This is a genomic window from Bacillus sp. JK106, from assembly GCF_053663355.1.
In genome coordinates this window covers 63,749-87,314 of the sequence record NZ_JBSJQC010000004.1, presented here as the reverse complement: position 1 = coordinate 87,314, position 23,566 = coordinate 63,749, and the positions used below count along the sequence as shown (strand labels likewise).

Genomic DNA, 23,566 nt, shown 5'->3' with positions numbered 1-23,566 from the left:
CTGCTGTTTTTTTTATATACCGCGCGCTTCAGCCAGTTCATCAATCGCATAGATCAGATCGTCAGCCGTGTTATAGAAATGAGGCGCCAGCCGGATGATTTGTCCGCTGGGTGCGCATACGATGTTTTTCCGCCTCAACAGCGCAGCCGTTTCCGCCGCTTTTTCATCCCGTATGGAAATCATGCCGGGTCTGTCATCGGCAGACGGCGGCCCTGTGAGATTCAGTCCTTTTTCAGAAGCGTATTCATACGCAAATGCGCTGAGTTTTTTTACTTCTTGGTGAATGCGGTCTGTGCCGGCATCGTTTAATAGAGATAAAGCCGCCTGTGCCGCATATATGCTGATAAATGCCGGGGTCCCGGTCTCAAAGCGTTTGGCTCCGTCCGCATAAGAAAAACGGGTTAAATCCAGCATCGACGCCCGCTGCTGCCCGAACCACCCGGTGACTTTCGGCTTCAGCCGTTCGGCAAGTTCCTTTCTGACATAAAGAAACGCCGTTCCCGGTATGCCGAGCATATACTTTCTCGCGCCCGCGGCCAGCATATCAACTCCCCATTCTTTTACATCAATCGGGATGTGCCCCGCCGATTGATAAGCATCGACAAAAAGAAGCGATCCCTTCTTTGCGGATATCTCGGCAATGCGCTTCATATCCTGGACAAACCCCGACGTATATGACACATGGGGCACACAGGTGAAAAGCGTCTGCTCCGATATGTACGTCTCATACCGCTCTAGCGGGATCATTCCATCTTCAGACGGCACGACTGAAAGCTCCATCTCAGTCTGTGCCTTCAAAATGTGGGCGATCGCAGGAAAATCCAATTCCGTATACACCGCCTGTTTCTTTCGGCAATCCGTTAAAGCAGAAACGACGGCAGAGACAGCAGCCGTTACTGAAGGTAAAACGGCGATTTCTTCAGGATGGGCGCCGATCAATTTCGCAAATTCACACCTTGCCTGCTCCGTACGTCCAATGGCTTCTTCCCAGTTTCCGCCATGCTGAAGCAGGCTTTCCTGATAGTCATTGACCGCTTTTGAAACCGGCAGGGCAAGAGCGCTTTGAGAGCAGCTGGCGAGCATCGTATGTGTGCGGAGCGCCGGAAATAAAGATCGGTATTGCACCAGAGGCGAATTCAAGACATGTTTCCCCCTTCGGCAGGAATATATGTCCATTATAGAGTATGGTAAAAAGAAAAGGAGGGTTTTATATGGAGAAAAAAGTATTGCTGACAGGCTTTGACCCCTTCGGCGGGGAAACGGTCAATCCTTCATGGGAAGCGGTCAAACGGCTGGACGGTTCCCATGAAGGCCCTGCCTCTATCGTATCTGAACAAGTGCCGACCGTTTTTTATAAGTCTCTTGCCATGCTGCGCGAAGCGGTCAAAAAGCATCAGCCTGACATTATCATTTGTGTCGGACAGGCAGGCGGCAGAATGCAGATCACGCCGGAACGGGTCGCAATCAATCTGAATGAGGCGCGCATACCGGATAACGAAGGAAACCAGCCTGTCGGGGAAAACATTTCTCAAGGCGGTCCCGCAGCCTATTGGACCGGCCTTCCGATTAAACGGATCGTTGAGGAAATCAAAAAGGAAGGCATTCCCGCGGCTGTATCCTACACGGCGGGGACGTTTGTATGCAATCATCTCTTTTACGGGCTGATGGATGAAATCACCTGCCATCATCCGCACATCCGCGGCGGGTTTATACACATCCCGTACATTCCGGAGCAAACCTTGCAGAAGTCTGCGCCGAGCCTCAGCCTTGATCTCGTGACAAAAGCGCTCAAAATCGCCGCGGTGACCGCCGCGGCGCATGAGGACGATATTGAGACCGGCGGAGGCGAACTTCACTAAGCTGCAGACGGCGGCGCCTCGGCCCATTTCTTCCGGTAAACGATGCGGGACAGCGTCACACTGATTTCATAGAGAACGAGCAGCGGAATCATGACGAGAAAGTCAGACATAAAATCCGGCGGCGTAATCAGCACCGAGACGACGATCAGCAAAAAATACGAAAGCTTCCGCGCCTTTGCCAGCCGGGTTGGATTCACGATTCCGAGCCGTGTCAGAAACATGACGGCCAGAGGCATTTCAAACAAAAATCCGAACGGCAATGTAAGATTCAGCATAAAGGTAAAATACTTGTCCGCCGTAAATACCATGTCAAAATGGCCGGCGGATAATTGTGTTAAAAATCCGAGCACAATCGGAAACAGCACAAAATACCCGAAGGAAATTCCGATAATAAACAAAACCGAAAGCCCCGGAATGTAAAGCAAAGCGGCGCGGCGTTCAAACGGGGTCAAAGCCGGCGCCGTAAAACGCCAGAGCTGAAAGGCCGCAACCGGAATCGCTGCCGTAAGGGCGCATATTCCCGCAATCATCATATACACCCATAAAATCTCGCTCGGCCCTAAAACGGCCAGCCTGCCATGCAAATCCTTGATCAGCCAGTCATAAATATCCTGCACAAACCAGCAGGCGCCGATAAAAAACACAAGAAAGGCGATAACGGTTTTAATGAGACGCTGCCGGACTTCCTCTAAATGCCCGATCAAGTGGGTTTCTTTTTTATCCAATCGTACATCCTCCTTATAGAGAAAGAGGCAGAAGCGGATTCGTCTGCCCCCATGTCAGGATTCAGCCTGCCGTTTTGTCTTTCTCAGCCGTCTGCTTGTCCGGCTCTTCATTTGAGACCAATGTTTTTGCGGCGCTTTTAAATTCAAGCAGCGTGCGGCCGGCGGCACGGCCGATTTCCGGAAGTTTTGAAGGTCCGAAAATGATGAGAGCGATGACGAAAATCAGGATCAACCCGGGAATGCCGATATTTGAAAACATGAGTGCGCCTCCTTATTGTGAGATTTTGGCCCGTTTCTTTCTCATTTGCTTTTCATGCGCATTGTTATGGGCGAAGAAACGATCCTCTTCCACCTCGTTTGACTGCTTTAAACCACCTGCAACCGCCGCTTGAGAGACCTTCCGAATCCCCGTCTGGTCTTTCTGATAAATGAATGAAGCCCGCGTGGATACCTCAGCCCCCGGCTCCGTCACGTACGGCACCACTCTGTAATCCGCTCTCCATTGGGCAGGAGTCACCGTACAGCGGACATAGCCGCGGTAATCGTTGAAAAACTTAATATGCGGGTTTTGTTTTAAGATCTGATCCGTATCGGCCCGTTTATCCGCCCCGTTTCCTCCAGATGTAATGGAAGTCCCGACGAATTCGGCTCCGAAAATTTTTGAATTCGTTTGATTAAAATCGGTATGCAGGTTTGACGCCCAGCTTGCATGAACATCACCCGTCAGCACGATGACATTGTTCAGGTTTTTGCTTTTTATAAAATTGATGACCCGCTCCCGCTGAGCCGGGTAGCCGTCCCATGAATCCATGCTGTATATCGGATTGGCGGTTGTTCCGAAATTCCATTGCGCAAAAAAGATTTGCTGCGCCAGCACATTCCACTTCGCTTTTGAGGCGGCTAAATTTTCGAAGAGCCATTGCTCCTGCTCTGTCCCCATCAATGTGCGCTTCGGGTCTCTCCACTCATCAGAAGGCGGCTTATTCCCGTCGCCGTTGGCCTGATCATCTCTGTACTGTCTCGTATCAAGCACATTGAACGATGCTAAATTGCCATAAGAAAATTGCCTGTACAGCCGCATATCAGGACCGTTCGGCAATGACATGCGCCTGAGCGGCATGTGTTCATAATAAGCCTGATAAGCTGCGGCCCTCCTGAGCACAAACGCTTCAACGGATTGGCCTTTTTCAGGGATAACATTGGCATAATTGTTTTCCACCTCATGATCGTCCCACGTCACGACCCACGGAAATGCGGCGTGGGCGGCTTTCAGATTGGCATCAGAGCGGTATTGGGCGTGACGGTTGCGGTAATCTGACAGTGTGTACACTTCGGCGCTGCTGTGCGTCCTGACATTTCCCGTTTTTGATACATATTCGTTCGGTCCGTATTCATAAATGTAATCTCCGAGATGGAATACGAGATCAAGCTTTTCCTTCGCCATATGTTTATACGCCGTATAATAGCCGTGTTCATACTGCTGGCATGAGGCAAATGCAAACGTCATGGCGGATACGTCAGCGCCGGGAGCGGGCAGCGTTTTCGTCCGGCCGACGGGGCTGAGCTCATGCCCGCTTTTAAACCGGTAATAGTACACTTTATTGGGCTTGAGCCCGTCCGCCTCGACATGGACGGAGTGTCCGAGATTCGGCTTGGCCATTTCCGTTCCGCGTTTGACGATGTGACGGAAATGTTCATCTGCGGCGATTTCCCATTTTACCGGCACGGCCTGCTTCGGCATGCCGCCCCCATTCAGCGGGTCAGGGGCAAGACGCGTCCAGAGAATGACGCTGTCAGACAGCGGGTCGCCGGAAGCTACGCCGAGGGTGAACGGATAGTTTGAAAATTTTGGAGCGGCATTCACTTCAAACGCGCCGATGGATTGCGCGATCGCTAACCCAAGGGAAAGACCGGCGATTTTCCCGGCGCCCTGTATAAATGCACGGCGGTCAAACGTATTGTTCTGAAAGCTTTTGTTCTCCAATTCCTTGATCCATTCATCTAAACGGCCGTCATGTGTCATGTCAGTTCCCCTTTCGTCTCATTGATCGCCCTTATTATAAAAAAGAAATGTTAAACCGCTATGAAGAAGTGTGAAGGGTTTGTAAGGCTGAAAAATGGACGGCGGGAGACATTTTTCACATTGTTTCGACAAACCTTGCCCCGCCGGAAGAAAACCCCCTCTGTTTCTTTTTGGCTTGTCATCCGTCAAGCGCACTTTTTTCCTATTTTTCTTCACAAAACATTAAAAAAACACCGTTCATTTTAAGAACGGTGCCCCCGGGATTAAAATGTATTGTATACGTTTTCGCACGTCTCACCTGTCGGCTGATAGAAGCAGTGGGATCTGAATCTGGCGACAAACGGCTGGCCATACCAAGTCTGCGGGCAGTTGCCCGGCGGCTTAAAGTACCACAGACTGAACTTAGCCGGCCAAAACCGTTCTCCGTTAATGTTCCTGCGGGCAAGCCTCCGCTCGGATTCACGCGGTCTCTGGTAAAAGTATCCGTGAGTCACCGCTTCAAACGCGTGCGGCTGAAACACCATCTGCCTGATGGTGCGCAGGCCTTTAAAATCAGAACAATTCGCCCGCACCCGATTGATTCCCACATTGCCGACCAAAAGCATTCCCTGCTTCCCTTCGCCTTCCGCTTCCGCCCTGAGCAGCCTTGCCATTAGATCGACATCGGCGCTCGACGCTTTTACGACTGCCATCATGACACCTCCCGTATTTTCTCCTTTCATCATATTCAGCCGCGGCCCAGTGATGACAGCCAAAAGCCAGAAAACAAATGTTCACGAAAAAAGGGTTTATATTTCACGTTATGAGGAAACATACTAACATGATTTCCATAAGGAGGAATTCGCATGGAACACATTAAAGCGCTTGCCATTAAAGGCATTATGACCATCATTATTCTGTATCTGATACTCGGCTTAGGTTTTCGCTTTACATTCGGTGACGTGCTGCTGATGACCATTGTGCTGGGAGCCGTTTCCTACTTTACGGGCGACCTGTATGTGCTTCCGAGATGGAATAATATCACGGCGGCGTCCGCTGATTTCGGAATCGCGTTTCTTGTTGTCTGGCTGATGGGAATGCCGCTGTCCATGGGCATTTCCGGAGGAAGACTGGCGTTTGCCGCTCTAATTTCCGCCGTGATCATCGCCGTCGGAGAATATTTTTTCCATATCTATCTGATGAGAAAAGACTTGGGCGGGTCCCGTTTTTTAGAACCCCGGTCCGAATAATGTAAAAAAGGCCGGATAACGGCCTTCAGCTTGTAGAGAAAATGATGTTTTTTCTGCAAGCTTTTTTGTTTTGTGCTGTTTCTTTACATATTCATTTGATTTCAGGTACAGAAAAAGGACATCTATGTATTTATCAATTTTTCGAAGCAGGTGATCCTCTTCGACGAGTTGGTCAAACAGAACGAATTCGGCTGTGTTTTGAGAAGCGTCTCTTGTGCGGGTCTTTTATTTTATGACAGGGGAATGGATATTTTAAGGGAAAAATAAAGGCTGTCGAGATTTCCTCGACAGCCTGAGCCCCTTAAAGGGGTGCTTTTTATTTGTAAAGTATAAACACTTTATACATCTTGATATAACTGATAAACCCTTTTCAGCCTTTCTTCGAGCTGTTCAAAATGAACAAAGCGGGCTTCTCTCAGAAACTCAGTCCCATCAATGAACAAAAGAAGCACGGGGACAGTGAAGACTGAAAACCTGCCGGCAACCTCTTCTACCTCGTCAGCGTTGGTATGCCCCAATTTGATATTCGGAAACTGATCCAATACGTTTCTGAGCTGCGGCAGAACAGCGTGACATACTGTACAGGCAGGTCTTGAAATGTAGATAAAACTGAATTGATGCTGCTTAATAAAATTCTCGATAGAATCTAATGAATGTAAGTCTGTCAGCTCTTTCATCAAAACCCTCCTTCAAATCGGCTCGTCTTTCATGACCAAGCTCATCAATACTCGTACATTCACTATACACATTTATATTGATCATATCCTCTTTTTTGCGATTCAGAGCACCTTAACGTCGTGCTTGAAAAATAAAAGAACAGTTACCGCTTTTCAGTAACTGTTCTTAGATACTTATATTAAAAATGCAAAGCGTACGCCCCTGAACCGATGAGTGCAACTCCGATGGAGACGGCAATCAGCACCACGTTATATTCAAAACCGCCGGCACCGTTCGCAAACCCTTTCGCTCCATGAACTTTTACAATGGCACCTAACATAATGATCGTTATGAGAGCAGCTCCAAGCGGGAGGAATACACCTAAAATAAATAAAATTCCGCTTGCGAGTTCCCCGAGACCTGATAAAGCGGCCGCGGCATTGCCTGGTTTAACTCCAATTGACTCGAACCATTGTCCGGTTCCTTTAATCCCGTATCCGCCAAACCAGCCGAATAATTTTTGTGATCCATAAAACAGAAACACCACACCAATCATGATTCGAATAAGTAATAGTCCTGCATCTTCCATTTTTATCTCTCCTTATTTTTCATATTATATGATGTGCTGCAAGGCAGGCAGCTTGTTTACCAACAGTCGCTTCCAGCAAACATCTGTTAAATGTATGTCTCTTTCTTTTTCTTCATGCGTCAGCAGTCATTAAGACTAATCTAGTTCCCTTACTTCAAACGGCAGCAGCCCTTGTTCAATTTGTGCCCGGTGCGGTTCATACTGCTCAGGGAGCATCAATTTTCCGCCCATTGTTTCTTGTGATTCATCATGTGCAAAGCCCGGCGGATCAGTTGCGATCTCAAATAAGATTTCCCCATGTTCTCTGAAGTAAACCGCATTAAAATAGTTTCTATCCTGAACAGGAGTCACACCATATCCGTGCGCAGCAATGAATCTTTGCCAATCTAATTGATCTTCGTCATCCTGAGCCCGCCAAGCGATGTGATGCACTGTGCCGACACCCATTTGTCCGCGGCCGATCGGCGTTAATTTAAGATCAATCACATTCCCGATATCACCGGCAGAACGATAACGAACGAAGTCTCCTTCCTTGCCGACTCGCTCAAGCCCCATGATGTTTTCCAGCAGTTCACCTGTTTTTTCAGGCTGTGCTGATAACAGGGTTGCACCGCCAAAGCCTTTAATGGCAACATCCGGGGTTACATCTCCGAAAGTCCACGTATTGGCCTCCCCTGCTTCTCTTTCCACGATTTCTAAATGCAGGCCATGCGGATCATCAAATTCTATATATTGTTCTCCAAAACGCTCGATTTTTGTGTATGGCACGTTGAACTTTTCAAGTCTCTTTTCCCAAAATGCCATGGCACCTCTCGGCACGACGTAAGATGTCACGCCAACCTGTCCGTCTCCAATGACGCCTTGACGGGCATCCGCCCACGGAAAGAATGTGATGATTGTTCCCGGCTTCCCGCCTTCATCCCCAAAATAAAGGTGATACGTACCCGGATCATCAAAATTGACCGTTTGCTTGACCAATCGCAGCCCCAGCACTCCAGCGTAGAAATCAGCATTCTCTTGAGGGTGGCCGACAATTGCTGTAATATGATGGATTCCCATCGTTTTTTTAGCCATTTCTATGCGCTCCTTTACAAATATTTAAATATATTCCACAAACTCATTCACAGGCTTTCGGTAGCCGCGCGGCCTTCTGCTTTCTATTTTTTCTTTCCCGATTGTAATCATCATGACGACCTCAAATTGATCATCTATATTCAAAATCTGTTTCACGGCTTCAGTATCAAACCCTATCATCGGACAGGTGTCCCAGCCTTTTTCCTTAGCAGTCAGCATAAACATCATCGCAGAAAGTGAAGCATTTCTTATCGCCTCATCTCTCTTAAACGGTTCTCCCCTGTTTTCATAAAACGAAACGGTGTTTTGAACCATGTGATCATACTCTTGTTTACTTAATACCCCCAGCACCTTCAACCCTTCATAGATGTCAGCCGCTTGCTGATATGCCTGCTTATCCCCTAAAACCAAAAGAACCGCTGATGAGCTGAACACTTTATATTGTCCGTTTGCGGCCTGCTTCAGCTTTTCTTTTACCTCCGGGTCAAGAACCGTCACATATTTTGTATGCTGCAAATTAAAAGCTGATGGAGCCAACGCAACCAATTCAAACATTTCGTTGAGCTCATCTCTTGTGATTGGATGTTCTGGAAGAAAGTTGCTTGCAGATCTTCTTTCATTCACCAGCTGTACAAATTCAGCCATTTCTCTCGCACTCCCCTTTATCTCGAATTCGAGATATTATGGTATAAAAAATCAAATAGCATATGATCAAAAAACGAAACGATCGGCAGGTTCTTATCCTGCACTCTAATTAAATTATCTCGAATTAAAATATCTTGAATTCAAGATAATAATAAAAGATAAATACTCAAATGTCAACAGTTCATTTTTAAATTCAGCGCAATTTTGTTTATGTACTATTTAGCCCTGCTCCAACTTTTTTTCTGTCACCTTATTTATTAGTAAACAGGAAACAACCTTGCTATAGACCCACTCGAAACTGAATTGATATGATAAGCAAAGTGATTACACAAGAAAGGATACGGAGAGCGAATCAAAAGCGCTCCTATTTTTTTGTGCAGTTTTATAGGAGGAAAAAATGACAAGTGAAAGAGAACAAATAAGCAAAAAAGTTGCTTTGATTGCATTGATAGCCAATCTGATCTTAATGGCAGGAAAGATCTTTTTTGGACTGATAGGCGATAGTGAAGCAGTTTTTGCCGACGGTATACATTCTGCAGCGGATGTCGTGGCTTCAATTGCTGTCCTGGCCGTCATCGGTATTTCTAATAAGCCGCCCGATCAAGACCATCCTTTCGGGCATGGCAAAGCTGAGGTCATCAGCGAAGCGATTGTAGGAATCATATTAGTGCTCGTTTCCGTGTATATTCTGATAGAAGCGATTTCGTCCTTTGTTGAAGGTCCAAGCATCCCGCAATACAGCGCATTGTTTGCGGCTCTGATATCCTACGTGGCTAAGCAGATCTTATATCGTTATTCGATCAAACAAGGGGAAAAATGGAACAGTAAAGCGATTATAGCGATTGCATACGATCATAAAGGCGATATCGTTGCCTCTCTTGCCGCTTTTATCGGCGTCCTATTGGCGATTATCGGGAACACACGCGGATGGTCCTATCTGTTGTACGCCGATGCGATTGCCAGTGTCATCGTGGCGTACCTCATTTTTAAGATTTCAATGGAATTAATCAGGCCGTCTGTTGATGTTCTCATGGAAAAAAGTGTCGATCCCGAACTGATAGAGGAATATAAAGCGGTTATTTTGCATTGTCCTCAAGTCAAACGGCTCGATAAAATCCGAGCGAGAGAACACGGCCACTATAAATTGCTTGATGTCCGGTTATCTTTGGATCATGATTTGACGATTAAGCAGGGACACGATATAGCCCGGGAAATCCGAAATGAAATCAAAAGACACTTTTCAGATGTTGAAGAAGTGCTCATCCATGTGAATCCTTATTTTGAAGAATGAAAAAGCAGCTTGTAGAGAAAACGATGTTTTTCTACAAGCTTTTTTGTTTTGTGCTGTTTCTTTACATATTCGTTTGATTTCACTGATCCATATGCTTTCTGATAAAATGCAGCAGCGTGTTTCCTTGAGCGGTCAATATGACGCCCTTCGCGCCGCACTTCGGACAGGGCGTCCCTTCTTTCTCCTCGCCGGTTCCTTCACAATGCGGACACGTGAGCTCAAGATCGTCGGTTGCGATCACCATGAATATCCCTCCTTTTTTGATTGTCTGTCCGTCTCCAGTCACTTTCCATGGCCATCACCTCCTTAACAACGCAAAAAAACCCCGTCCATCAAAGGACGAGGTTTTCGCGGTGCCACCTTTATTAACGGCTGAAAAGCCATTCTCTCAAAAAGTACAGAAACTCAGGGTTTCAATACTCCTTTCTTGATAACGGGGAAAGAATCCCGGCACCGCCTACTGTCATTTCAGCGCAGCAATTCAGAAGCCCATTCGGCACCGGACGGGGATCGGTTCACAGCGGCCACCGACTCTCTGAACCCCGCGCGCTGATGCGTACTTACTCTTCCTCAGCATTGTTCATCCGTTCTATGATTTTAAAATGTATCATACGCTGTCATCCGGCGGAAGTCAATAACCTTTCGGATCGGACAGGCCGAGCATGTCCCGCGCCATTTGCATATGCTCCTCTTGCCCCGTCTGAAGCGCGAACTTCGCCGTTTCCACAGGGTAAGCGGCCTGCCATTCTGTCACATGCTCCTGCATTTTCGGCCAGACGCGCCCGCCCTCAGCTTCGTAGCTCTTCATCAGCCGTTTTGTTTCTTTTTCTCCTAATATCACTTGATAAAGGACAAAATCCTTGGCCGGATCGGCAACCTTTGCCTCCGTCCAATCGAGGAGACCCGTCACACGCTGATTTTCGCCGATCAAAATATGCGGAGGATGCAAGTCGCCATGGATCAGCGCGGAAAAATCAGGCCAGTACGAGCTGTCATTTATCCACGTTTGCCATCTTTTCCAAAGCTGTTCTGAAACCCCGATTTCTTTTTTTATATGATCCATTGATTCCGCCGCCCTTTGCCTGACGTCATCCGGTTTTATGATTTCAATTCCGGATCTGGAGGCCGTATCCGGGTCTGCCCCGTGCAGCCCGGCTAATGCTGCGGCAAGCGAGCCGACAAAACCGTCTGAAGGCGGCTCGTGTTCCATATTCCAGACATACTGTTTCTTATCCAGATCAATTGCGGCAGCCGGTATTCCGTCCAGTTTCGGATAAGCGATCAGTTCCGGTGTATGAATCCGCCAATCGGGGACTGATACAGCGGCATGGCTGCGGAGAAACGCGAGAACATCGCTTTCTGCAGCTGCTCTTTCGATAACATCGGGACGGCGCGGCTTTCGGAGCACCCATGTCACGCCGCTGTCATCTTCAGCAAATACGACTTGGAAGTCCATACCCGTTTCATTTATGTCCGCCCCTTCATATTTTAACCGTAAGCCATTTTCCTTTGCGATGTTCAGAACGGATTCTATTTCCCTTTGTTTTGTCATTTCGTTTCCCCATTTCCCTTATTTACTGACACAGAGCTTCGCCTTTAGACGGAGGAGAAAGAGATATGTGAAGACGCCAAAAAGAGGGCGGCATAATCGCCGCCCCCTCACTATTACTGTCAGGTTCCTTATTCAGGCAGACAATCCCGGTTTCCTCCGCGCTCAAGGCAGAGACTTTGACACTATTTCATTAGTGCGAAAACCGGAATTTGATCAGCCATCAGGATCCCTCCGTTCCTTCTTAGTTAACATTATTTTACACAAAAACCTTATATACGTAAACCCTATTTATCAGCTTACCGGCTGCCTCCGCTGACAAATTTTGATCCTTCGCGTAAATCTTTCGCCTCCAAAAAAAAGACGTGAATGAATTTTTTCATATTCACTTTAACCGGAGAAAGCGGCACGGTTTCCTTAGCCTGCATTTCTTTCATTCTCTTGCTGACAGCGGGGAAATCAAAGAATTTCGAGGCGTAATATTCAAATTTGGGGTTTGAAAAATCAGTTGTGCCCAATGAAGCGAAATGGTTTAACGAATGAATGACGGCCCTTCTGATCCGCTGTTCCGAGGCTTTGATTTCTCTGTTAACCTCGGCTTGTGCCGCCGCAGGCCCCAGCTTCCGAATGGCGGCGTTTGTAAACATCTGCTTTAAAGACGGGATGTTTCTTTCCGCCTGTTCATCCTCAAATAAATAGTGAAGGACGGCCATGAGGTCATGCGCCCCGCTTTCTCCCACGATGCCTAATTCCGATAAAAGAAATTTTCCTGTTTCTTTGATTGATTTCTCGTGCATCCCCCCCGGCCCGCTTTTTTTCGGCTCATTCCGCTGAATAAGACGGCTTAACGAGTGTTGGATGTCGCCGATCGAGGTTTCCAGTTCAATCCGCTCTTTTACTTTTCGCAAAACGGTGACGATCTCGATTTTGTTGATCGGTTTATGGATAAAGTATTCGATGCCGAGAGAATAAGCTTCTCCCACCATTTCCTTTGCCTCCACCTGCGATATCATCACCGCTTTTCCGTTGTACGCCCCCTGAAGATGCCGTATCGTCTCAATCCCGTCCCGGCCCGGCATCAGCAGATCAATTAATAAAATATCGACTTGTTTGAAATGGAGATAATGCCCTTCAATCTGGCTTCCATCCTCTGCCTCACCGACGACTTCGCCTAAGTCCTCGTCCTCAATCATCTGTTTTAAAATGGAACGGATCGCCCGGTCATCATCAGCTATAAAAAAACGCATATTATGAGTTCATCCTTTCTGCAATCAAATGCTTCACCGGCAGCTTAATCGTAAATATGACGCCTTTTGGCTTGTTATGAAAGGAAATGTCTCCGTCAAGTTCGGTTACGATTTCCTTCACGTATGAAAGCCCGATGCCCGTTGAAGGTGTGCCGAATTCATCGTATTTGGACGTAAAACCGGGATCATAAACGACCTCTCCGATTTTTTCCGGAATGCCGGGACCGTCATCTTCCGCCTCAAATTCAGCCATCTCTCCCTCAGCCCTGCGCAGCGCGAGGCGGATCTCACCCCTGTCACCCATGGCTTCGACGGCATTGGCGGTCAGGTTATTTAAGATCGACAGGACGGTAAAGACGTGATAATCGGGGTGTTCTCCTTCAATCACGCTTTTGAATTGAATGTCTTTGCCTAAAGATTCGGCGTATTTTTCATTGATGCGGATAACGAGGCCGACCAGATCGGCGGCCTTCATGTAATCCCGGAATCTCTCATTTGAAATCAGCTTCGACAGGCCGGCGAATATTCGCTGATTGTCTTTTTTCACTTCATGAATTTCTCCCGCAAGGCGCAGCATTCGGCTCCCGAGCTCCCGGTCGTTCCCGCTCATTTCCCGATACAGCTGATAGGATTCTTTCGTCACATGCTCCGTCGTTTTTAACGTTTTTTTCAAATGAATCGTTTCTTCATATAAGTTAGATACAATCATCAGCATGTGCTCATGCTGCTTTCTCGTTTGTTTTTCCCTGACCTGAGATTCGTGCAGCTTCATCACGTTGAAAAAACTCAGCACAATAAATGTGTGAGAAACAGCGATAACCGCGATATCCGCCAGCTTGTCCGGGATCATAATCTGCTTGCCGCCGGAAAACTGAACCGTCATTTCAACGGCATCGGACGCCATTTCAATGAGAAAACCGAGAAACCCGATCATGAGCGGCCGATCCCAAAAAAGCCTGACCTTCAGCACATAAAACAAGCAGGCATATGTAAAGTAAAAAAAGAAACTGGGATATTGGCTGAAAAAAGCCGCCGTAAATCCGGCATGCTCTCCTCCCCAGCAAGCCAGGCCGATTCGGAATGCCACAACGGCTGCACCTGTCAACAGCCCTGACAATACCGCCGGCACATGCCGAAGCAGCAGCAGAAAAAAGAAAAAAGCCGGGGCGCCGAAGCTGATCCGATATACCTCATTCAGGGGGTAAAATTTCAGTTCCCCCGCCAGCGGCACGGTGATCAGCATAAGGGCGAAAAGATAGCCGTCTTTTTTCAGTAAATAGTCGAGCCTGATCATAATCACTTCCTTCTTCTGTCTATTTTGAACAAGACCGATACAGTCCGCAAATTTCTTTAGACCCGAATGGCGGGACACTCCGGCTGATTTATAAATCTATCGGCTTATTTTAAGAATGATTTTGTCGTATTTTGTATGATTCTGTAGATGTCATTATACATTAACATGGAACACGCTATTTTTGAAAACGTTTTCCAAGACCGGTTTCCGCTTCGGACAGGCTTGCAATAGAGGAGGAATGTTATGAAAGATATGGTCAGAGAGCGCCTTGAAAAAGAGGAACTGGCTTCACTTTTACAAGATTGGGTCGAGCATTACCGACCGTTTTCCGTCAATGGAAAAAGCGCAAATTATATACCCGCCCTCGGAGAAATCAACGACTCTCAGCTGGGCATTTGCATATTAGAGCCGGATGGCTCAATGATTCATGCCGGTGAATGGAATGTCCCGTTCACATTGCAGAGCATCTCAAAAGTCATCAGCTTTATTGCCGCCTGCATGTCCAGAGGCATTCCTTATGTGCTCGATCGTGTGGACGTGGAGCCGACAGGTGATGCGTTTAATTCTATCATCCGGCTTGAAATCCATAAACCCGGGAAGCCCTTCAACCCGATGATCAATGCCGGCGCCATTACCGTCGCCTCGCTGCTTCCGGGTGAAACGGCGCATAATAAATTAGAATATCTCTTTTCCGTTTTTGAAAAATTAATAGGAAAACGGCCTCACATTCACGAGGAGGTCTTCCGTTCTGAATGGCAGACCGCGCATCGGAACCGAGCGCTCGCCTACTATTTAAAAGAAACGAACTTTCTCGAGGCGGATGTGGAAGAAACGCTTGAAGTGTATTTAAAGCAGTGCGCCATGGAGAGTACAACCGAGGACATCGCTTTAATCGGATTGATACTTGCCCATGATGGCTACCATCCGATCCGACGGGAACAGGTCATTCCGAAAGATGTCGCGAAACTCGCCAAAGCCCTGATGCTGACGTGCGGGATGTACAATGCGTCAGGCAAATATGCGGCTTTCGTCGGCGTCCCGGCCAAAAGCGGGGTATCCGGCGGCATCATGGCATTGGTTCCCCCAAGCGCCAGAAGAGAGCAGCCTTTTCATAACGGCTGCGGCATCGGCATTTACGGTCCGGCCATTGATGAATACGGCAACAGCCTGACCGGCGGCATGCTGCTGAAACATATCGCACAGGAGTGGGAGCTCAGTATTTTTTAATCAAACGAACCAAGAGGTGATTGGATGCAGGAATTCCTTGAAAATGTAATCGGCTCGGCAAATGATTTTTTATGGTCAAAACTGTTAATCGTACTGCTTCTTTCTCTGGGACTGTTTTTTACGTTCAGATCAAAGGGTCTGCAAGTCCGCATGCTGAAGGAAATGATCCGGGTTTTGAAGGAAGGCGCGGCCGCCCGGACAAAAAACAGCATTTCCCCGTTTCAGGCATTTTGCATCAGTATGGCGGCGCGTGTCGGAACAGGGAATATTACCGGAATCGCCATTGCGATCGCACTCGGCGGTCCGGGCGCTATTTTCTGGATGTGGATTATCGCAGTCATCGGTTCGGCTTCAAGCTTTGTTGAAAGCACGCTGGCCCAAATTTATAAAGTAAAAGATCAAAACGGATTCCGCGGCGGACCTGCCTATTACATGGAAAAAGGCCTGAAGAAACGCTGGATGGGCGCGCTGTTCGCCGTATTAATCACACTGTCATTCGGGGTTGTTTTTAATTCCGTTCAATCCAATACGATCAGCGTCGCCTTTCAAAACGCATTCGGCACCAGCCGGCTTACATTGGGCATTATTTTAATCTTGGTTTTCGGCGGCGTAATCTTCGGCGGCGTCAAACGAATTGCGAAAATGGCGGAATACATCGTAGTCGTCTTGGCCGTTTTATATATCGGTGTCGCTTTCTTTGTCATTCTGACGAACATCACCCAATTGCCCGGCGTTCTGTCGCTAATCGTAAAAAATGCGTTCGGCATTGATCAGGCAGCGGGCGGCGCTTTAGGTGCGGCCTTGATGCAAGGTGTAAGACGCGGGATTTTCTCAAATGAAGCGGGTATGGGAAGCGCTCCGAACGCGGCGGCGACAGCTACGACGAGCCACCCGGTGAAACAGGGGCTCATTCAGGCATTCGGCGTCCTGACGGATACGCTCGTCATTTGTACAAGCACGGCGCTTATCATTTTATTTTCAGACGCTTATCACCAGCCGGGACTGAGCGGCATCGCGCTTTCTCAGGCCGCCTTGAGCGATCATGTCGGCGCGTGGGCGTCAGGTTTCCTTGCCGTCTTAATGCTTTTGTTCGGCTTCAGCGCTCTGATGGGCAACTATTATTACGGAGAAACCAATATCGGATTTTTAAGCCAGAACAAAAAATGGCTGTTCATTTACCGCATCTGCGTGCTCGGAATGGTACTGTTCGGCTGTATTTCCAAAGTCCAGCTTGTGTGGGATATGGCTGACTTGTTCATGGGTTTAATGGTGGTCGTGAACTTAATCGCGATTTTCCTTCTGTCGAAAAAAGCGTTTGCCGCTTTGAGCGATTATGCCCGGCAAAAGAAAGCCGGAAAGGACCCCGTCTTTTACAGAGATGTGCTCCCTGATGATGACGGGATCGAATGCTGGGAGTATTCAGATATCGCGAAAAGCGCGAAAGGCAAAAACATTTCCTAAACAAAAGGTGTTCGGGCAGCGTCCTGAACACCTTTTTTCCGCCGGTTCATTGACAAAGAGAATAGCGTCCATTACCCTTTTTATATATTTTCAGTAAAGTCAGAAAGGAAGGCCTATGAATCCCATTACACAAATATTAAATGAATACCCGGTTATGATCATAGACGGCGCGATGGCAACCGAGCTTGAGCGGATGGGCTGTGATTTACATGACGATCTGTGGTCGGCCAAAATTCTTTTGGAGAGACCCGAACTGATCAAACAGGTGCATGCAGAATATTTTGCCGCAGGCGCTGATTGCGCGATCACCGCCAGTTATCAATCGACAATTGAAGGATTTGCAGCGCGCGGCATCCCGGAAACCGATGCGATACGTCTCATTCAGACATCTGTTGAACTTGCCGCACAAGCACGCGATGAATTTTGGGCGCATGAAGAAAACCGTTTACACCGGCCCAAACCTTTGGTCGCCGCTTCTATCGGACCTTACGGCGCGAGCCTCGCTGACGGCTCTGAATATCGCGGGCATTACGGACTGACGGAAGATGAGCTGATCAGCTTTCACCGCCCCCGGATGAAAGCCCTCATAGAATCCGGCGCCGATCTTTTGGCCTGTGAGACCATTCCGTGCCTGTCAGAAGCAAAAGCGATCACAAGGCTGCTGGAGGAATTCCCCGGCACTTATGCATGGATCAGCTTCAGCGCTAAAGACGGACGGCATATCAGCGAAGGCACGCCTATTTCCGAATGCGCGGCCCTGCTTGACTCCTGCAGCCAAATCGCAGCGATCGGCATCAACTGCACACCGATCGAACATATTCCGCCGCTGATAGAAGAAATCAAACGGGCAGCATCCAAACCGATTATCGCCTATCCGAACTCCGGTGAACAATATGACCCGGTGACAAAAACCTGGAAAGGCGCAGCGTGCGAAAACCATTTCGGAAAAAGCGCGCAAAGCTGGTACGAAAACGGCGTGAGCCTGATCGGAGGCTGCTGCCGGACGAAACCTGAGGACATCCAAGCCATTGCCGATTGGGCCAAGACCTTAAAAACAACTTGACTAATCGGAATAGTTTGTATATTCTATTCAAAAAGCCGGTTCGCCGGAATCTCGTGCCGTTCGCCGGCATGAGATTTTTTATTAGAACGGCCCTCGCAGAAAGTTGGAAAACAATGAACAACAAGAACGAGACGAATTTTCAGAGAAGTATGAAAAGCAGACACCTCTTTATGCTATCACTCGGAGGTGTGATCGGAACGGGGCTGTTTTTAAGCTCTGGGTATACCATTCATCAGGCGGGTCCGGCGGGCACCATTTTCGCTTACCTTTTGGGCGCGGGCATCGTCTATCTTGTCATGCTTTGCCTCGGTGAACTGTCAGTGGCCATGCCGGTGACGGGCGCATTCCACACCTATGCGAAGACCTATATCGGGCCCGCGACGGGCTTTACGGTCGCATGGCTGTACTGGCTGACGTGGGCGGTGGCGCTGGGCTCTGAATTCACGGCGGCCGGGCTCTTCATGCAGCGCTGGTTCCCGCATACTTCAGTTTGGATGTGGAGTGCGGTATTCGCTCTTTTCATCTTTTTATTAAACGCCTTCTCCGTGAAATTTTTTGCTGAATCGGAGTTTTGGTTCTCAAGCATTAAAGTCTTAGCCATCTTACTGTTTATTTTATTGGGCGGAGCGGCGATGTTCGGCCTCGTCCCGATGAAAAGCGGTGAGGCCGCACCTATGCTGTCGAACTTTACGGATGGCGGCAGCCTTTTTCCAAATGGCTTTTTCCCGATACTGATGACGATGCTTTCAGTAAACTTCGCCTTTTCAGGGACGGAATTGATCGGAATCGCCGCCGGGGAAAGCGCCGATCCGGAAAAAACCGTTCCGCGCGCCATTAAGACCACAGTCTGGCGGCTGGCGCTTTTCTTTATCGGAACGATTTTTGTGCTGTCAGGGATGATCTCCATCAAGGAAGCCGGTGTGATTGAAAGCCCGTTTGTCACGGTATTTGACAGAGTCGGCGTGCCTTATGCGGCCGATCTGATGAATTTCGTCATTTTAACGGCGCTTCTGTCCGCGGCCAATTCAGGGCTGTACGCGTCATCACGTATGCTGTGGTCCCTGTCTAAAGAAGGGGAGCTTCATCCCGCCTTTGCCAGGCTGACCTCTAAAGGCATTCCTTTTAACGCTCTGATCTTCAGTATGATCGGCGGCATTCTGTCATTGTTGTCAAGCGTATTTGCAGCGGATACAGTCTATCTTGTTCTCGTCTCTGTCTCAGGATTTGCGGTAGTGGCTGTGTGGATGAGCATCGCCGCCTCGCAATTTTTGTTCAGAAGACGGTTTCTTAAAGAAGGGCACCAGCTTTCAGACTTGAAATACAGGACGCCGGGATATCCGGCCGTACCGATAGCGGCCTTTCTCCTATGCCTCGCCTCCTGTATCGGCATCGCTTTTGATCCGAACCAGGCCATCGCCCTTTATTGCGGAATTGCCTTTATGGCCGTTTGCTACACCGCTTATTACTTGAAAAACCGGAAAAGCAGAGCCCGCGTGCAAGCCGTAAAATCCCAATAATCCAAAAAAGAACCCTGCAGCGCAGGGGTTCTTTTTTCATTTATACTTCAACGACCCATCTGAACGAATCCCGCACCTTCCCGACTTGGATGCCGGCAATCGTTTCATAGAGCTTTTCTGACACTTCACCGATCAAACCGTTATTCAGCTCAATCGTTTCGCCGTGAATGTGCAGCGCGCCGACCGGCGAGATGACGGCCGCGGTTCCCGTACCGAATACCTCCGACACCTCGCCTCTCATTGCAGCCTCATAGATGTCATCAATGGCGACCTGTTCTTCCCTGACACGGATGCCCCAGCTTTTTAACAGCTCTATCACAGATGCGCGTGTGATGCCCCCGAGAATGCTTCCGTTTAACGCCGGCGTTACGGCCTCTCCGTTTATGATGAAAAAGATATTCATACTGCCTACCTCTTCGGCATATTTCTTTTCCACCCCGTCGAGCCAAAGCACCTGATCATACCCCAGTTCTTCGGCTTTCCGCTGAGCCTGTAAGCTGGCCGCATAATTTCCGGACGTTTTGACGTCGCCCACTCCGCCGGTGACGGCGCGCACATACTCATCCTCCACATAAATGCGGATCGGTTTCAGCTGATCGCCGTAATACGAACCGACCGGCGTCAGAACAACCATGAACTTGTAACGCTTTGAAGGCCGGACGCCTAAAGAAGGCTCAGTCGCAATCACAAACGGACGGATATATAAAGAGGTTCCTTTTTCTATCGGTATCCATTCCTGCTCCAGCTCCACCAATTGTATCAATGCTTCCAGCGCCAGCTTCTCGTCAAGAGGCGGCATGCTCATCCGCCGTAACGATTTATTCAGCCGTTTTATATTTTGGTCAGGACGGAACATCAACACCCGTCCGTCTTCTGACCTGTAAGCCTTCAGCCCTTCAAATACGGCCTGCCCGTAATGGAAAACCGATGCGGAAGGATCCAGATGGACCGGTTCATAAGGTGTGATTCTCGGATCATGCCACCCTCTCTCCTCTTCGTAATCCATGACAAACATGTAATCTGTGAAATACTTGCCAAATCCCAATGAAGCGGAATCCGGTTTTTCTTTTCTAGCTGTGACCTTACGTCTTTCAATCAGTTGATTCAACAAAAGCACACCTTTCTTCTAATTGTTTAAATTTTCAGTCTTTTCTGGGCTGCATGTTTTTTCTGTCCCGAATCTTGTATGCACAGATATATGAGAATGCAGTTGACCATATCATATCAAATATACCACTTATAAGAGGATAATTATCAAAATTTTTAATATTTTCAGCAGAAATCTTTCTTTATTTTTATGCTCCTTCTTTTTTTCCAATGCGGACTTTCTGTCATATTCAATGATTGCGCTTACATAATGTAAAGCAATCCTTCCTTTCGCACAGTCAATAATGTGACAAATTTATGGCGGAGAGGAAGGTGGTTGCCGCCTGCTTCACGAATTACGTAAGAAATGCGCAAGTAAAAGGGGGATTCGCTTGAAAAAATTTATCGCATTCCAGATTTTGATCGCTTTAGCCATCGGAGCATTGATCGGCCATTTCTTCCCGGATTTCGGGATGGCGCTGCGGCCCGTCGGAGACGGATTTATCCGCCTGATTAAAATGATTGTCGTGCCGATCGTGTTTTCGACCATTGTTATCGGAGCCGCCGGCAGCGGCAGTATGAAAAAAATGGGCAGTCTCGGCATCAAAACGATTATTTGGTTTGAAGTGATTACGACGCTCGTTCTGGCGCTCGGTCTGTTATTGGCAAACGTGCTGAAGCCGGGAGTCGGACTTAACCTCTCTCATCTTGCTAAAAAAGACATTCACGAGCTTTCCGGCTATACGGAAAAAGTAGTCGACCTGAAACAAATGCTTCTTGATATTATCCCCGTTAACATCATTGACGTTATGGCGAAAAATGATCTACTCGCCGTCATTTTTTTCGCGATCCTATTCGGTGTTGCCGCAGCCGGCATCGGCAAAGCCTCCGCACCTGTCATGAATTTCTTTGAATCCACGGCAAATATTATGTTCAAGCTGACGCAGATGGTGATGGTCACCGCTCCGATCGGCGTTCTCGCCCTGATGGCCGCCTCCGTCGGGCAATTCGGAATCGCGCTTTTGCTCCCGATGCTGAAGCTGATCGGCACTGTGTTTCTCGGGCTGTTCCTGATACTTTTTGTTCTGTTTCCGATCGTGGGGCTTATCTTTAAAATCAAGTACTTTGAAGTGCTGAAAATGATTTGGGATCTGTTTTTGATTGCTTTTTCCACGACAAGCACAGAAACCATTCTGCCTCAGCTGATGGATCGGATGGAGAAATATGGCTGCCCGAAGCGGGTCGTCTCCTTTGTGGTTCCGTCAGGTTTATCGCTGAACTGTGACGGCTCCAGCCTCTATTTATCGGTGTCCTGTATTTTCCTGGCGCAGGCGTTTCATGTGGAGATGCCGCTTTCTCAGCAGCTTCTGATGATGCTTGTGCTCGTCATGACAAGCAAAGGCATTGCCGCCGTCCCGTCAGGCTCACTCGTCGTGCTTCTGGCGACAGCGAATGCGGTCGGTCTCCCCGCGGAAGGCGTCGCCATCATTGCCGGTGTCGACCGCGTCATGGACATGGCGCGAACCGGTGTCAACGTGCCCGGCCATGCGGTCGCCTGCATCGTCGTATCCAAATGGGAAAAAGCTTTCAAATATAAAGGACCCGTCACGGCAGACCAGACCGCACGGACAGAAAGTATGTAAACACAAAAAAGACCACCTCATTGGTGGTCTTTTCTATTAATCAATCGCCGCATGATCCTCTTTTTCAATCAAAGCAAGGCGTTCATTGATTTCTTCCTGAGTCATTTCGTGCTCTTTCACATACATGTTGCGTTCGTTCGTACGGCATTCGTGACTGCAGCTGCGCATGTATTTGTATTCATTCTCAGGTGTGCAGATCATTTTTTTATTACATGCCGGATTTGCGCAGTTCACATAACGCTCGCACGGCTCGCCCGTGAAATAATCTTTTCCGATGATAACGTGCTCTACGCGGTTGACCGGTACGCTGATTCTTTCGTCAAACACATAGCACTGTCCGTCCCACAGCTGCCCTTGCACTTCAGGATCTTTACCGTAAGTGACGATACCGCCGTCAAGCTGGGACACGTCTTCAAAGCCCTGCTTTAGCAGCCAGCCGGAAAATTTCTCACAGCGTACGCCGCCTGTGCAGTACGTGAGGATTTTTTTGCCTTCAAGCATGTCTTTGTGTTCTTCAATCCAGTCCGGCAGCTCACGGAACGCCTCAATATCAGGTCTGACCGCTCCGCGGAAATGACCGAGATCATACTCATAGTCGTTTCTGGCGTCGATCACGATCGTGTCAGGATCCTGCATTTGCTCATAAAAGTCTTTCGGTTTCAAATGCTTGCCCGTCGTGACATTCGGATCAACATCATCTTCGAGACGAAGCGTCACCAGCTCTTTTTTATGGCGCACAAACATTTTGCGGAATGCATGGCCGTCAGCCTCGTCAATTTTGATCGGCATGTCGGCAAAACGCGGATCAGCTTTCAGCGCATTCATGTATTGATCCGTCTGTTCAACCGTTCCGGACACCGTACCGTTAATGCCTTCTTCAGAAATCAAAATACGGCCTAACAGACCGAGCTCCTTACAAAACTTCAAATGCTGAGCCGTGAACTCTTCAGGCTCATCAATCTTTACATATTTATAATAAAGTAAAACTCTATATTGTTTTTCCATGATTTATACACCCTGTTCAATTATATTAATGATCACGCACACTATACTATATCATACAGGAAAACGGGCGAAAGATGAACATTTCCGTCCGTACTCTTTCTTCCAGTCACGCTTCGCCTTTTAAAACCTGCTGAAAATAAAACCGATACGTATTGCGCAAAAAGGTCTCAAGCGAAAGGCCGGCCGCGGTCTGATACTTGCCGATAATAAACGGAAAACGGTCACGGCCTTTTGCCCGCAGAAGATCGGCGCTGTCTTCAGCCAGTTCTGAGATGAGCGCCTCAACAACAGGCCGGCATGCTTCCCGCACCGCTTCAAGAATTTGCTGATCGCCTGTATGCCGGTACTGTTCGATCAGCTTTCCCAAATCCTTTTCTTCCAT

General features: G+C 48.2%; 24 protein-coding genes and 1 other annotated feature. Of the genes, 8 read left to right on the top strand and 16 right to left on the bottom strand.

Going from position 1 to position 23,566, the window contains the following annotated elements; genetic code table 11:
• Positions 1 to 12: 12 nt before the first annotated feature.
• The gene (locus tag ACWJJS_RS15785; protein WP_167859851.1) at positions 13 to 1,140 is read right to left on the bottom strand and encodes an aminotransferase class V-fold PLP-dependent enzyme; all 1,128 of its coding nucleotides are present in this window, start codon (positions 1,138 to 1,140) and stop codon (positions 13 to 15) included.
• A 71-nt stretch (positions 1,141 to 1,211) separates the two neighbouring features.
• Between ACWJJS_RS15785 and pcp the strand changes: the two genes are divergently transcribed.
• On the top strand, positions 1,212 to 1,859 hold the full coding sequence (gene pcp, locus ACWJJS_RS15780) for a pyroglutamyl-peptidase I (RefSeq protein WP_070081320.1): 648 nt from the start codon (positions 1,212 to 1,214) through the stop codon (positions 1,857 to 1,859).
• On the opposite strand, the gene tatC is transcribed toward pcp, so the two are convergent.
• The 4 genes from tatC to ACWJJS_RS15760 all read right to left on the bottom strand — a co-directional run bounded on the left by tatC (position 1,856) and on the right by ACWJJS_RS15760 (position 5,299).
• Positions 1,856 to 2,584 (bottom strand): twin-arginine translocase subunit TatC, encoded by a 729-nt coding sequence (tatC, locus tag ACWJJS_RS15775; RefSeq protein WP_071392170.1) that lies wholly within the window; start codon positions 2,582 to 2,584, stop codon positions 1,856 to 1,858. The two genes, pcp and tatC, sit on opposite strands and share 4 nt — an antisense overlap.
• 61 nt (positions 2,585 to 2,645) lie before the next feature.
• A complete protein-coding gene (locus ACWJJS_RS15770) occupies positions 2,646 to 2,843 on the bottom strand; it encodes a twin-arginine translocase TatA/TatE family subunit (protein ID WP_003156681.1) in 198 nt (65 codons plus the stop codon).
• Between the two features lie 12 nt (positions 2,844 to 2,855).
• Positions 2,856 to 4,607 (bottom strand): alkaline phosphatase D family protein, encoded by a 1,752-nt coding sequence (locus ACWJJS_RS15765; protein ID WP_043866804.1) that lies wholly within the window; start codon positions 4,605 to 4,607, stop codon positions 2,856 to 2,858.
• Positions 4,608 to 4,870: 263 nt separating this feature from the next.
• Positions 4,871 to 5,299: a cell wall hydrolase gene (locus tag ACWJJS_RS15760; RefSeq protein WP_003156683.1), complete on the bottom strand. Its 429-nt coding sequence runs from the start codon at positions 5,297 to 5,299 to the stop codon at positions 4,871 to 4,873.
• Between the two features lie 153 nt (positions 5,300 to 5,452).
• Here ACWJJS_RS15760 and ACWJJS_RS15755 point away from each other — a divergent pair, with 153 nt between their 5' ends.
• A complete protein-coding gene (locus ACWJJS_RS15755; RefSeq protein ID WP_003156684.1) occupies positions 5,453 to 5,836 on the top strand; it encodes a DUF2512 family protein in 384 nt (127 codons plus the stop codon).
• Between the two features lie 338 nt (positions 5,837 to 6,174).
• Here ACWJJS_RS15755 and ACWJJS_RS15750 read toward each other — a convergent pair whose 3' ends face one another.
• The 4 genes from ACWJJS_RS15750 to ACWJJS_RS15735 form a co-directional block, all read right to left on the bottom strand.
• A complete protein-coding gene (locus ACWJJS_RS15750) occupies positions 6,175 to 6,513 on the bottom strand; it encodes a thioredoxin family protein (protein WP_071392173.1) in 339 nt (112 codons plus the stop codon).
• Between the two features lie 179 nt (positions 6,514 to 6,692).
• Positions 6,693 to 7,082, bottom strand: a complete 390-nt coding sequence (locus tag ACWJJS_RS15745; protein WP_454023695.1) for a DoxX family protein — start codon at positions 7,080 to 7,082, stop codon at positions 6,693 to 6,695.
• A gap of 135 nt (positions 7,083 to 7,217) precedes the next feature.
• A complete protein-coding gene (locus ACWJJS_RS15740; protein WP_060657916.1) occupies positions 7,218 to 8,156 on the bottom strand; it encodes a ring-cleaving dioxygenase in 939 nt (312 codons plus the stop codon).
• Between the two features lie 24 nt (positions 8,157 to 8,180).
• Positions 8,181 to 8,801, bottom strand: a complete 621-nt coding sequence (locus tag ACWJJS_RS15735) for a nitroreductase family protein (RefSeq protein WP_454023694.1) — start codon at positions 8,799 to 8,801, stop codon at positions 8,181 to 8,183.
• 397 nt (positions 8,802 to 9,198) lie between these two features.
• Here ACWJJS_RS15735 and ACWJJS_RS15730 point away from each other — a divergent pair, with 397 nt between their 5' ends.
• The gene (locus ACWJJS_RS15730; protein ID WP_058906537.1) at positions 9,199 to 10,092 is read left to right on the top strand and encodes a cation diffusion facilitator family transporter; all 894 of its coding nucleotides are present in this window, start codon (positions 9,199 to 9,201) and stop codon (positions 10,090 to 10,092) included.
• Positions 10,093 to 10,171: 79 nt separating this feature from the next.
• Here the strand turns inward: ACWJJS_RS15730 and ACWJJS_RS15725 are convergent, their stop codons facing one another.
• The 4 genes from ACWJJS_RS15725 to ACWJJS_RS15710 form a co-directional block, all read right to left on the bottom strand.
• Positions 10,172 to 10,336 carry a tryptophan RNA-binding attenuator protein inhibitory protein gene (locus ACWJJS_RS15725; protein ID WP_015388747.1) on the bottom strand — a complete coding sequence of 55 codons (165 nt, stop codon included), beginning with the start codon at positions 10,334 to 10,336 and terminating at the stop codon, positions 10,172 to 10,174.
• A gap of 88 nt (positions 10,337 to 10,424) precedes the next feature.
• Positions 10,425 to 10,675, bottom strand: a binding site (T-box leader).
• Positions 10,676 to 10,723: 48 nt separating this feature from the next.
• Positions 10,724 to 11,644 carry a macrolide 2'-phosphotransferase gene (locus ACWJJS_RS15720; RefSeq protein WP_077721744.1) on the bottom strand — a complete coding sequence of 307 codons (921 nt, stop codon included), beginning with the start codon at positions 11,642 to 11,644 and terminating at the stop codon, positions 10,724 to 10,726.
• Positions 11,645 to 11,940: 296 nt separating this feature from the next.
• On the bottom strand, positions 11,941 to 12,888 hold the full coding sequence (locus ACWJJS_RS15715) for a DNA-binding domain-containing protein (RefSeq protein WP_060386739.1): 948 nt from the start codon (positions 12,886 to 12,888) through the stop codon (positions 11,941 to 11,943).
• A gap of 1 nt (position 12,889) precedes the next feature.
• Positions 12,890 to 14,182, bottom strand: a complete 1,293-nt coding sequence (locus ACWJJS_RS15710) for a sensor histidine kinase (RefSeq protein ID WP_301952243.1) — start codon at positions 14,180 to 14,182, stop codon at positions 12,890 to 12,892.
• 243 nt (positions 14,183 to 14,425) lie between these two features.
• On the opposite strand from ACWJJS_RS15710, the gene ACWJJS_RS15705 reads away from it, so the two are divergent.
• From ACWJJS_RS15705 to ACWJJS_RS15690, 4 genes are all read left to right on the top strand, one after another.
• Positions 14,426 to 15,409 (top strand): glutaminase, encoded by a 984-nt coding sequence (locus ACWJJS_RS15705; protein WP_017419333.1) that lies wholly within the window; start codon positions 14,426 to 14,428, stop codon positions 15,407 to 15,409.
• A 24-nt stretch (positions 15,410 to 15,433) separates the two neighbouring features.
• Positions 15,434 to 16,870: an alanine/glycine:cation symporter family protein gene (locus tag ACWJJS_RS15700; RefSeq protein ID WP_014304265.1), complete on the top strand. Its 1,437-nt coding sequence runs from the start codon at positions 15,434 to 15,436 to the stop codon at positions 16,868 to 16,870.
• A gap of 115 nt (positions 16,871 to 16,985) precedes the next feature.
• Positions 16,986 to 17,933: a homocysteine S-methyltransferase gene (mmuM, locus tag ACWJJS_RS15695; protein WP_070081311.1), complete on the top strand. Its 948-nt coding sequence runs from the start codon at positions 16,986 to 16,988 to the stop codon at positions 17,931 to 17,933.
• A gap of 113 nt (positions 17,934 to 18,046) precedes the next feature.
• Positions 18,047 to 19,450 (top strand): amino acid permease, encoded by a 1,404-nt coding sequence (locus ACWJJS_RS15690; RefSeq protein ID WP_161985653.1) that lies wholly within the window; start codon positions 18,047 to 18,049, stop codon positions 19,448 to 19,450.
• Between the two features lie 40 nt (positions 19,451 to 19,490).
• Here the strand turns inward: ACWJJS_RS15690 and ACWJJS_RS15685 are convergent, their stop codons facing one another.
• The gene (locus ACWJJS_RS15685) at positions 19,491 to 20,558 is read right to left on the bottom strand and encodes a branched-chain amino acid aminotransferase (protein WP_025853807.1); all 1,068 of its coding nucleotides are present in this window, start codon (positions 20,556 to 20,558) and stop codon (positions 19,491 to 19,493) included.
• Between the two features lie 370 nt (positions 20,559 to 20,928).
• Between ACWJJS_RS15685 and gltP the strand changes: the two genes are divergently transcribed.
• Positions 20,929 to 22,179 (top strand): glutamate-aspartate/proton symporter GltP, encoded by a 1,251-nt coding sequence (gene gltP, locus ACWJJS_RS15680; RefSeq protein ID WP_024084845.1) that lies wholly within the window; start codon positions 20,929 to 20,931, stop codon positions 22,177 to 22,179.
• A 36-nt stretch (positions 22,180 to 22,215) separates the two neighbouring features.
• Here the strand turns inward: gltP and trhO are convergent, their stop codons facing one another.
• Entirely contained in the window at positions 22,216 to 23,184 is a 969-nt protein-coding gene (gene trhO, locus ACWJJS_RS15675; RefSeq protein WP_025853808.1) for an oxygen-dependent tRNA uridine(34) hydroxylase TrhO, read from the bottom strand.
• 106 nt (positions 23,185 to 23,290) lie between these two features.
• Entirely contained in the window at positions 23,291 to 23,566 is a 276-nt protein-coding gene (locus tag ACWJJS_RS15670) for a hypothetical protein (RefSeq protein ID WP_071181507.1), read from the bottom strand.

Excerpts from the sequence above, each read along its gene's own strand:
- pcp (WP_070081320.1), top strand. The coding sequence starts at position 1,212 with ATGGAGAAAAAAGTATTGCTGACAGGCTTTGACCCCTTCGGCGGGGAA.
- ACWJJS_RS15770 (WP_003156681.1), bottom strand. The coding sequence starts at position 2,843 with ATGTTTTCAAATATCGGCATTCCCGGGTTGATCCTGATTTTCGTCATC.
- ACWJJS_RS15765 (WP_043866804.1), bottom strand. The coding sequence starts at position 4,607 with ATGACACATGACGGCCGTTTAGATGAATGGATCAAGGAATTGGAGAAC.
- ACWJJS_RS15760 (WP_003156683.1), bottom strand. The coding sequence starts at position 5,299 with ATGGCAGTCGTAAAAGCGTCGAGCGCCGATGTCGATCTAATGGCAAGG.
- ACWJJS_RS15755 (WP_003156684.1), top strand. The coding sequence starts at position 5,453 with ATGGAACACATTAAAGCGCTTGCCATTAAAGGCATTATGACCATCATT.
- ACWJJS_RS15750 (WP_071392173.1), bottom strand. The coding sequence starts at position 6,513 with ATGAAAGAGCTGACAGACTTACATTCATTAGATTCTATCGAGAATTTT.
- ACWJJS_RS15745 (WP_454023695.1), bottom strand. The coding sequence starts at position 7,082 with ATGGAAGATGCAGGACTATTACTTATTCGAATCATGATTGGTGTGGTG.
- ACWJJS_RS15740 (WP_060657916.1), bottom strand. The coding sequence starts at position 8,156 with ATGGCTAAAAAAACGATGGGAATCCATCATATTACAGCAATTGTCGGC.
- ACWJJS_RS15735 (WP_454023694.1), bottom strand. The coding sequence starts at position 8,801 with ATGGCTGAATTTGTACAGCTGGTGAATGAAAGAAGATCTGCAAGCAAC.
- ACWJJS_RS15730 (WP_058906537.1), top strand. The coding sequence starts at position 9,199 with ATGACAAGTGAAAGAGAACAAATAAGCAAAAAAGTTGCTTTGATTGCA.
- ACWJJS_RS15725 (WP_015388747.1), bottom strand. The coding sequence starts at position 10,336 with ATGGTGATCGCAACCGACGATCTTGAGCTCACGTGTCCGCATTGTGAA.
- ACWJJS_RS15720 (WP_077721744.1), bottom strand. The coding sequence starts at position 11,644 with ATGACAAAACAAAGGGAAATAGAATCCGTTCTGAACATCGCAAAGGAA.
- ACWJJS_RS15715 (WP_060386739.1), bottom strand. The coding sequence starts at position 12,888 with ATGCGTTTTTTTATAGCTGATGATGACCGGGCGATCCGTTCCATTTTA.
- ACWJJS_RS15710 (WP_301952243.1), bottom strand. The coding sequence starts at position 14,182 with ATGATCAGGCTCGACTATTTACTGAAAAAAGACGGCTATCTTTTCGCC.
- ACWJJS_RS15705 (WP_017419333.1), top strand. The coding sequence starts at position 14,426 with ATGAAAGATATGGTCAGAGAGCGCCTTGAAAAAGAGGAACTGGCTTCA.
- ACWJJS_RS15700 (WP_014304265.1), top strand. The coding sequence starts at position 15,434 with ATGCAGGAATTCCTTGAAAATGTAATCGGCTCGGCAAATGATTTTTTA.
- mmuM (WP_070081311.1), top strand. The coding sequence starts at position 16,986 with ATGAATCCCATTACACAAATATTAAATGAATACCCGGTTATGATCATA.
- ACWJJS_RS15690 (WP_161985653.1), top strand. The coding sequence starts at position 18,047 with ATGAACAACAAGAACGAGACGAATTTTCAGAGAAGTATGAAAAGCAGA.
- trhO (WP_025853808.1), bottom strand. The coding sequence starts at position 23,184 with ATGGAAAAACAATATAGAGTTTTACTTTATTATAAATATGTAAAGATT.
- ACWJJS_RS15670 (WP_071181507.1), bottom strand. The coding sequence starts at position 23,566 with ATGGAAGAAAAGGATTTGGGAAAGCTGATCGAACAGTACCGGCATACA.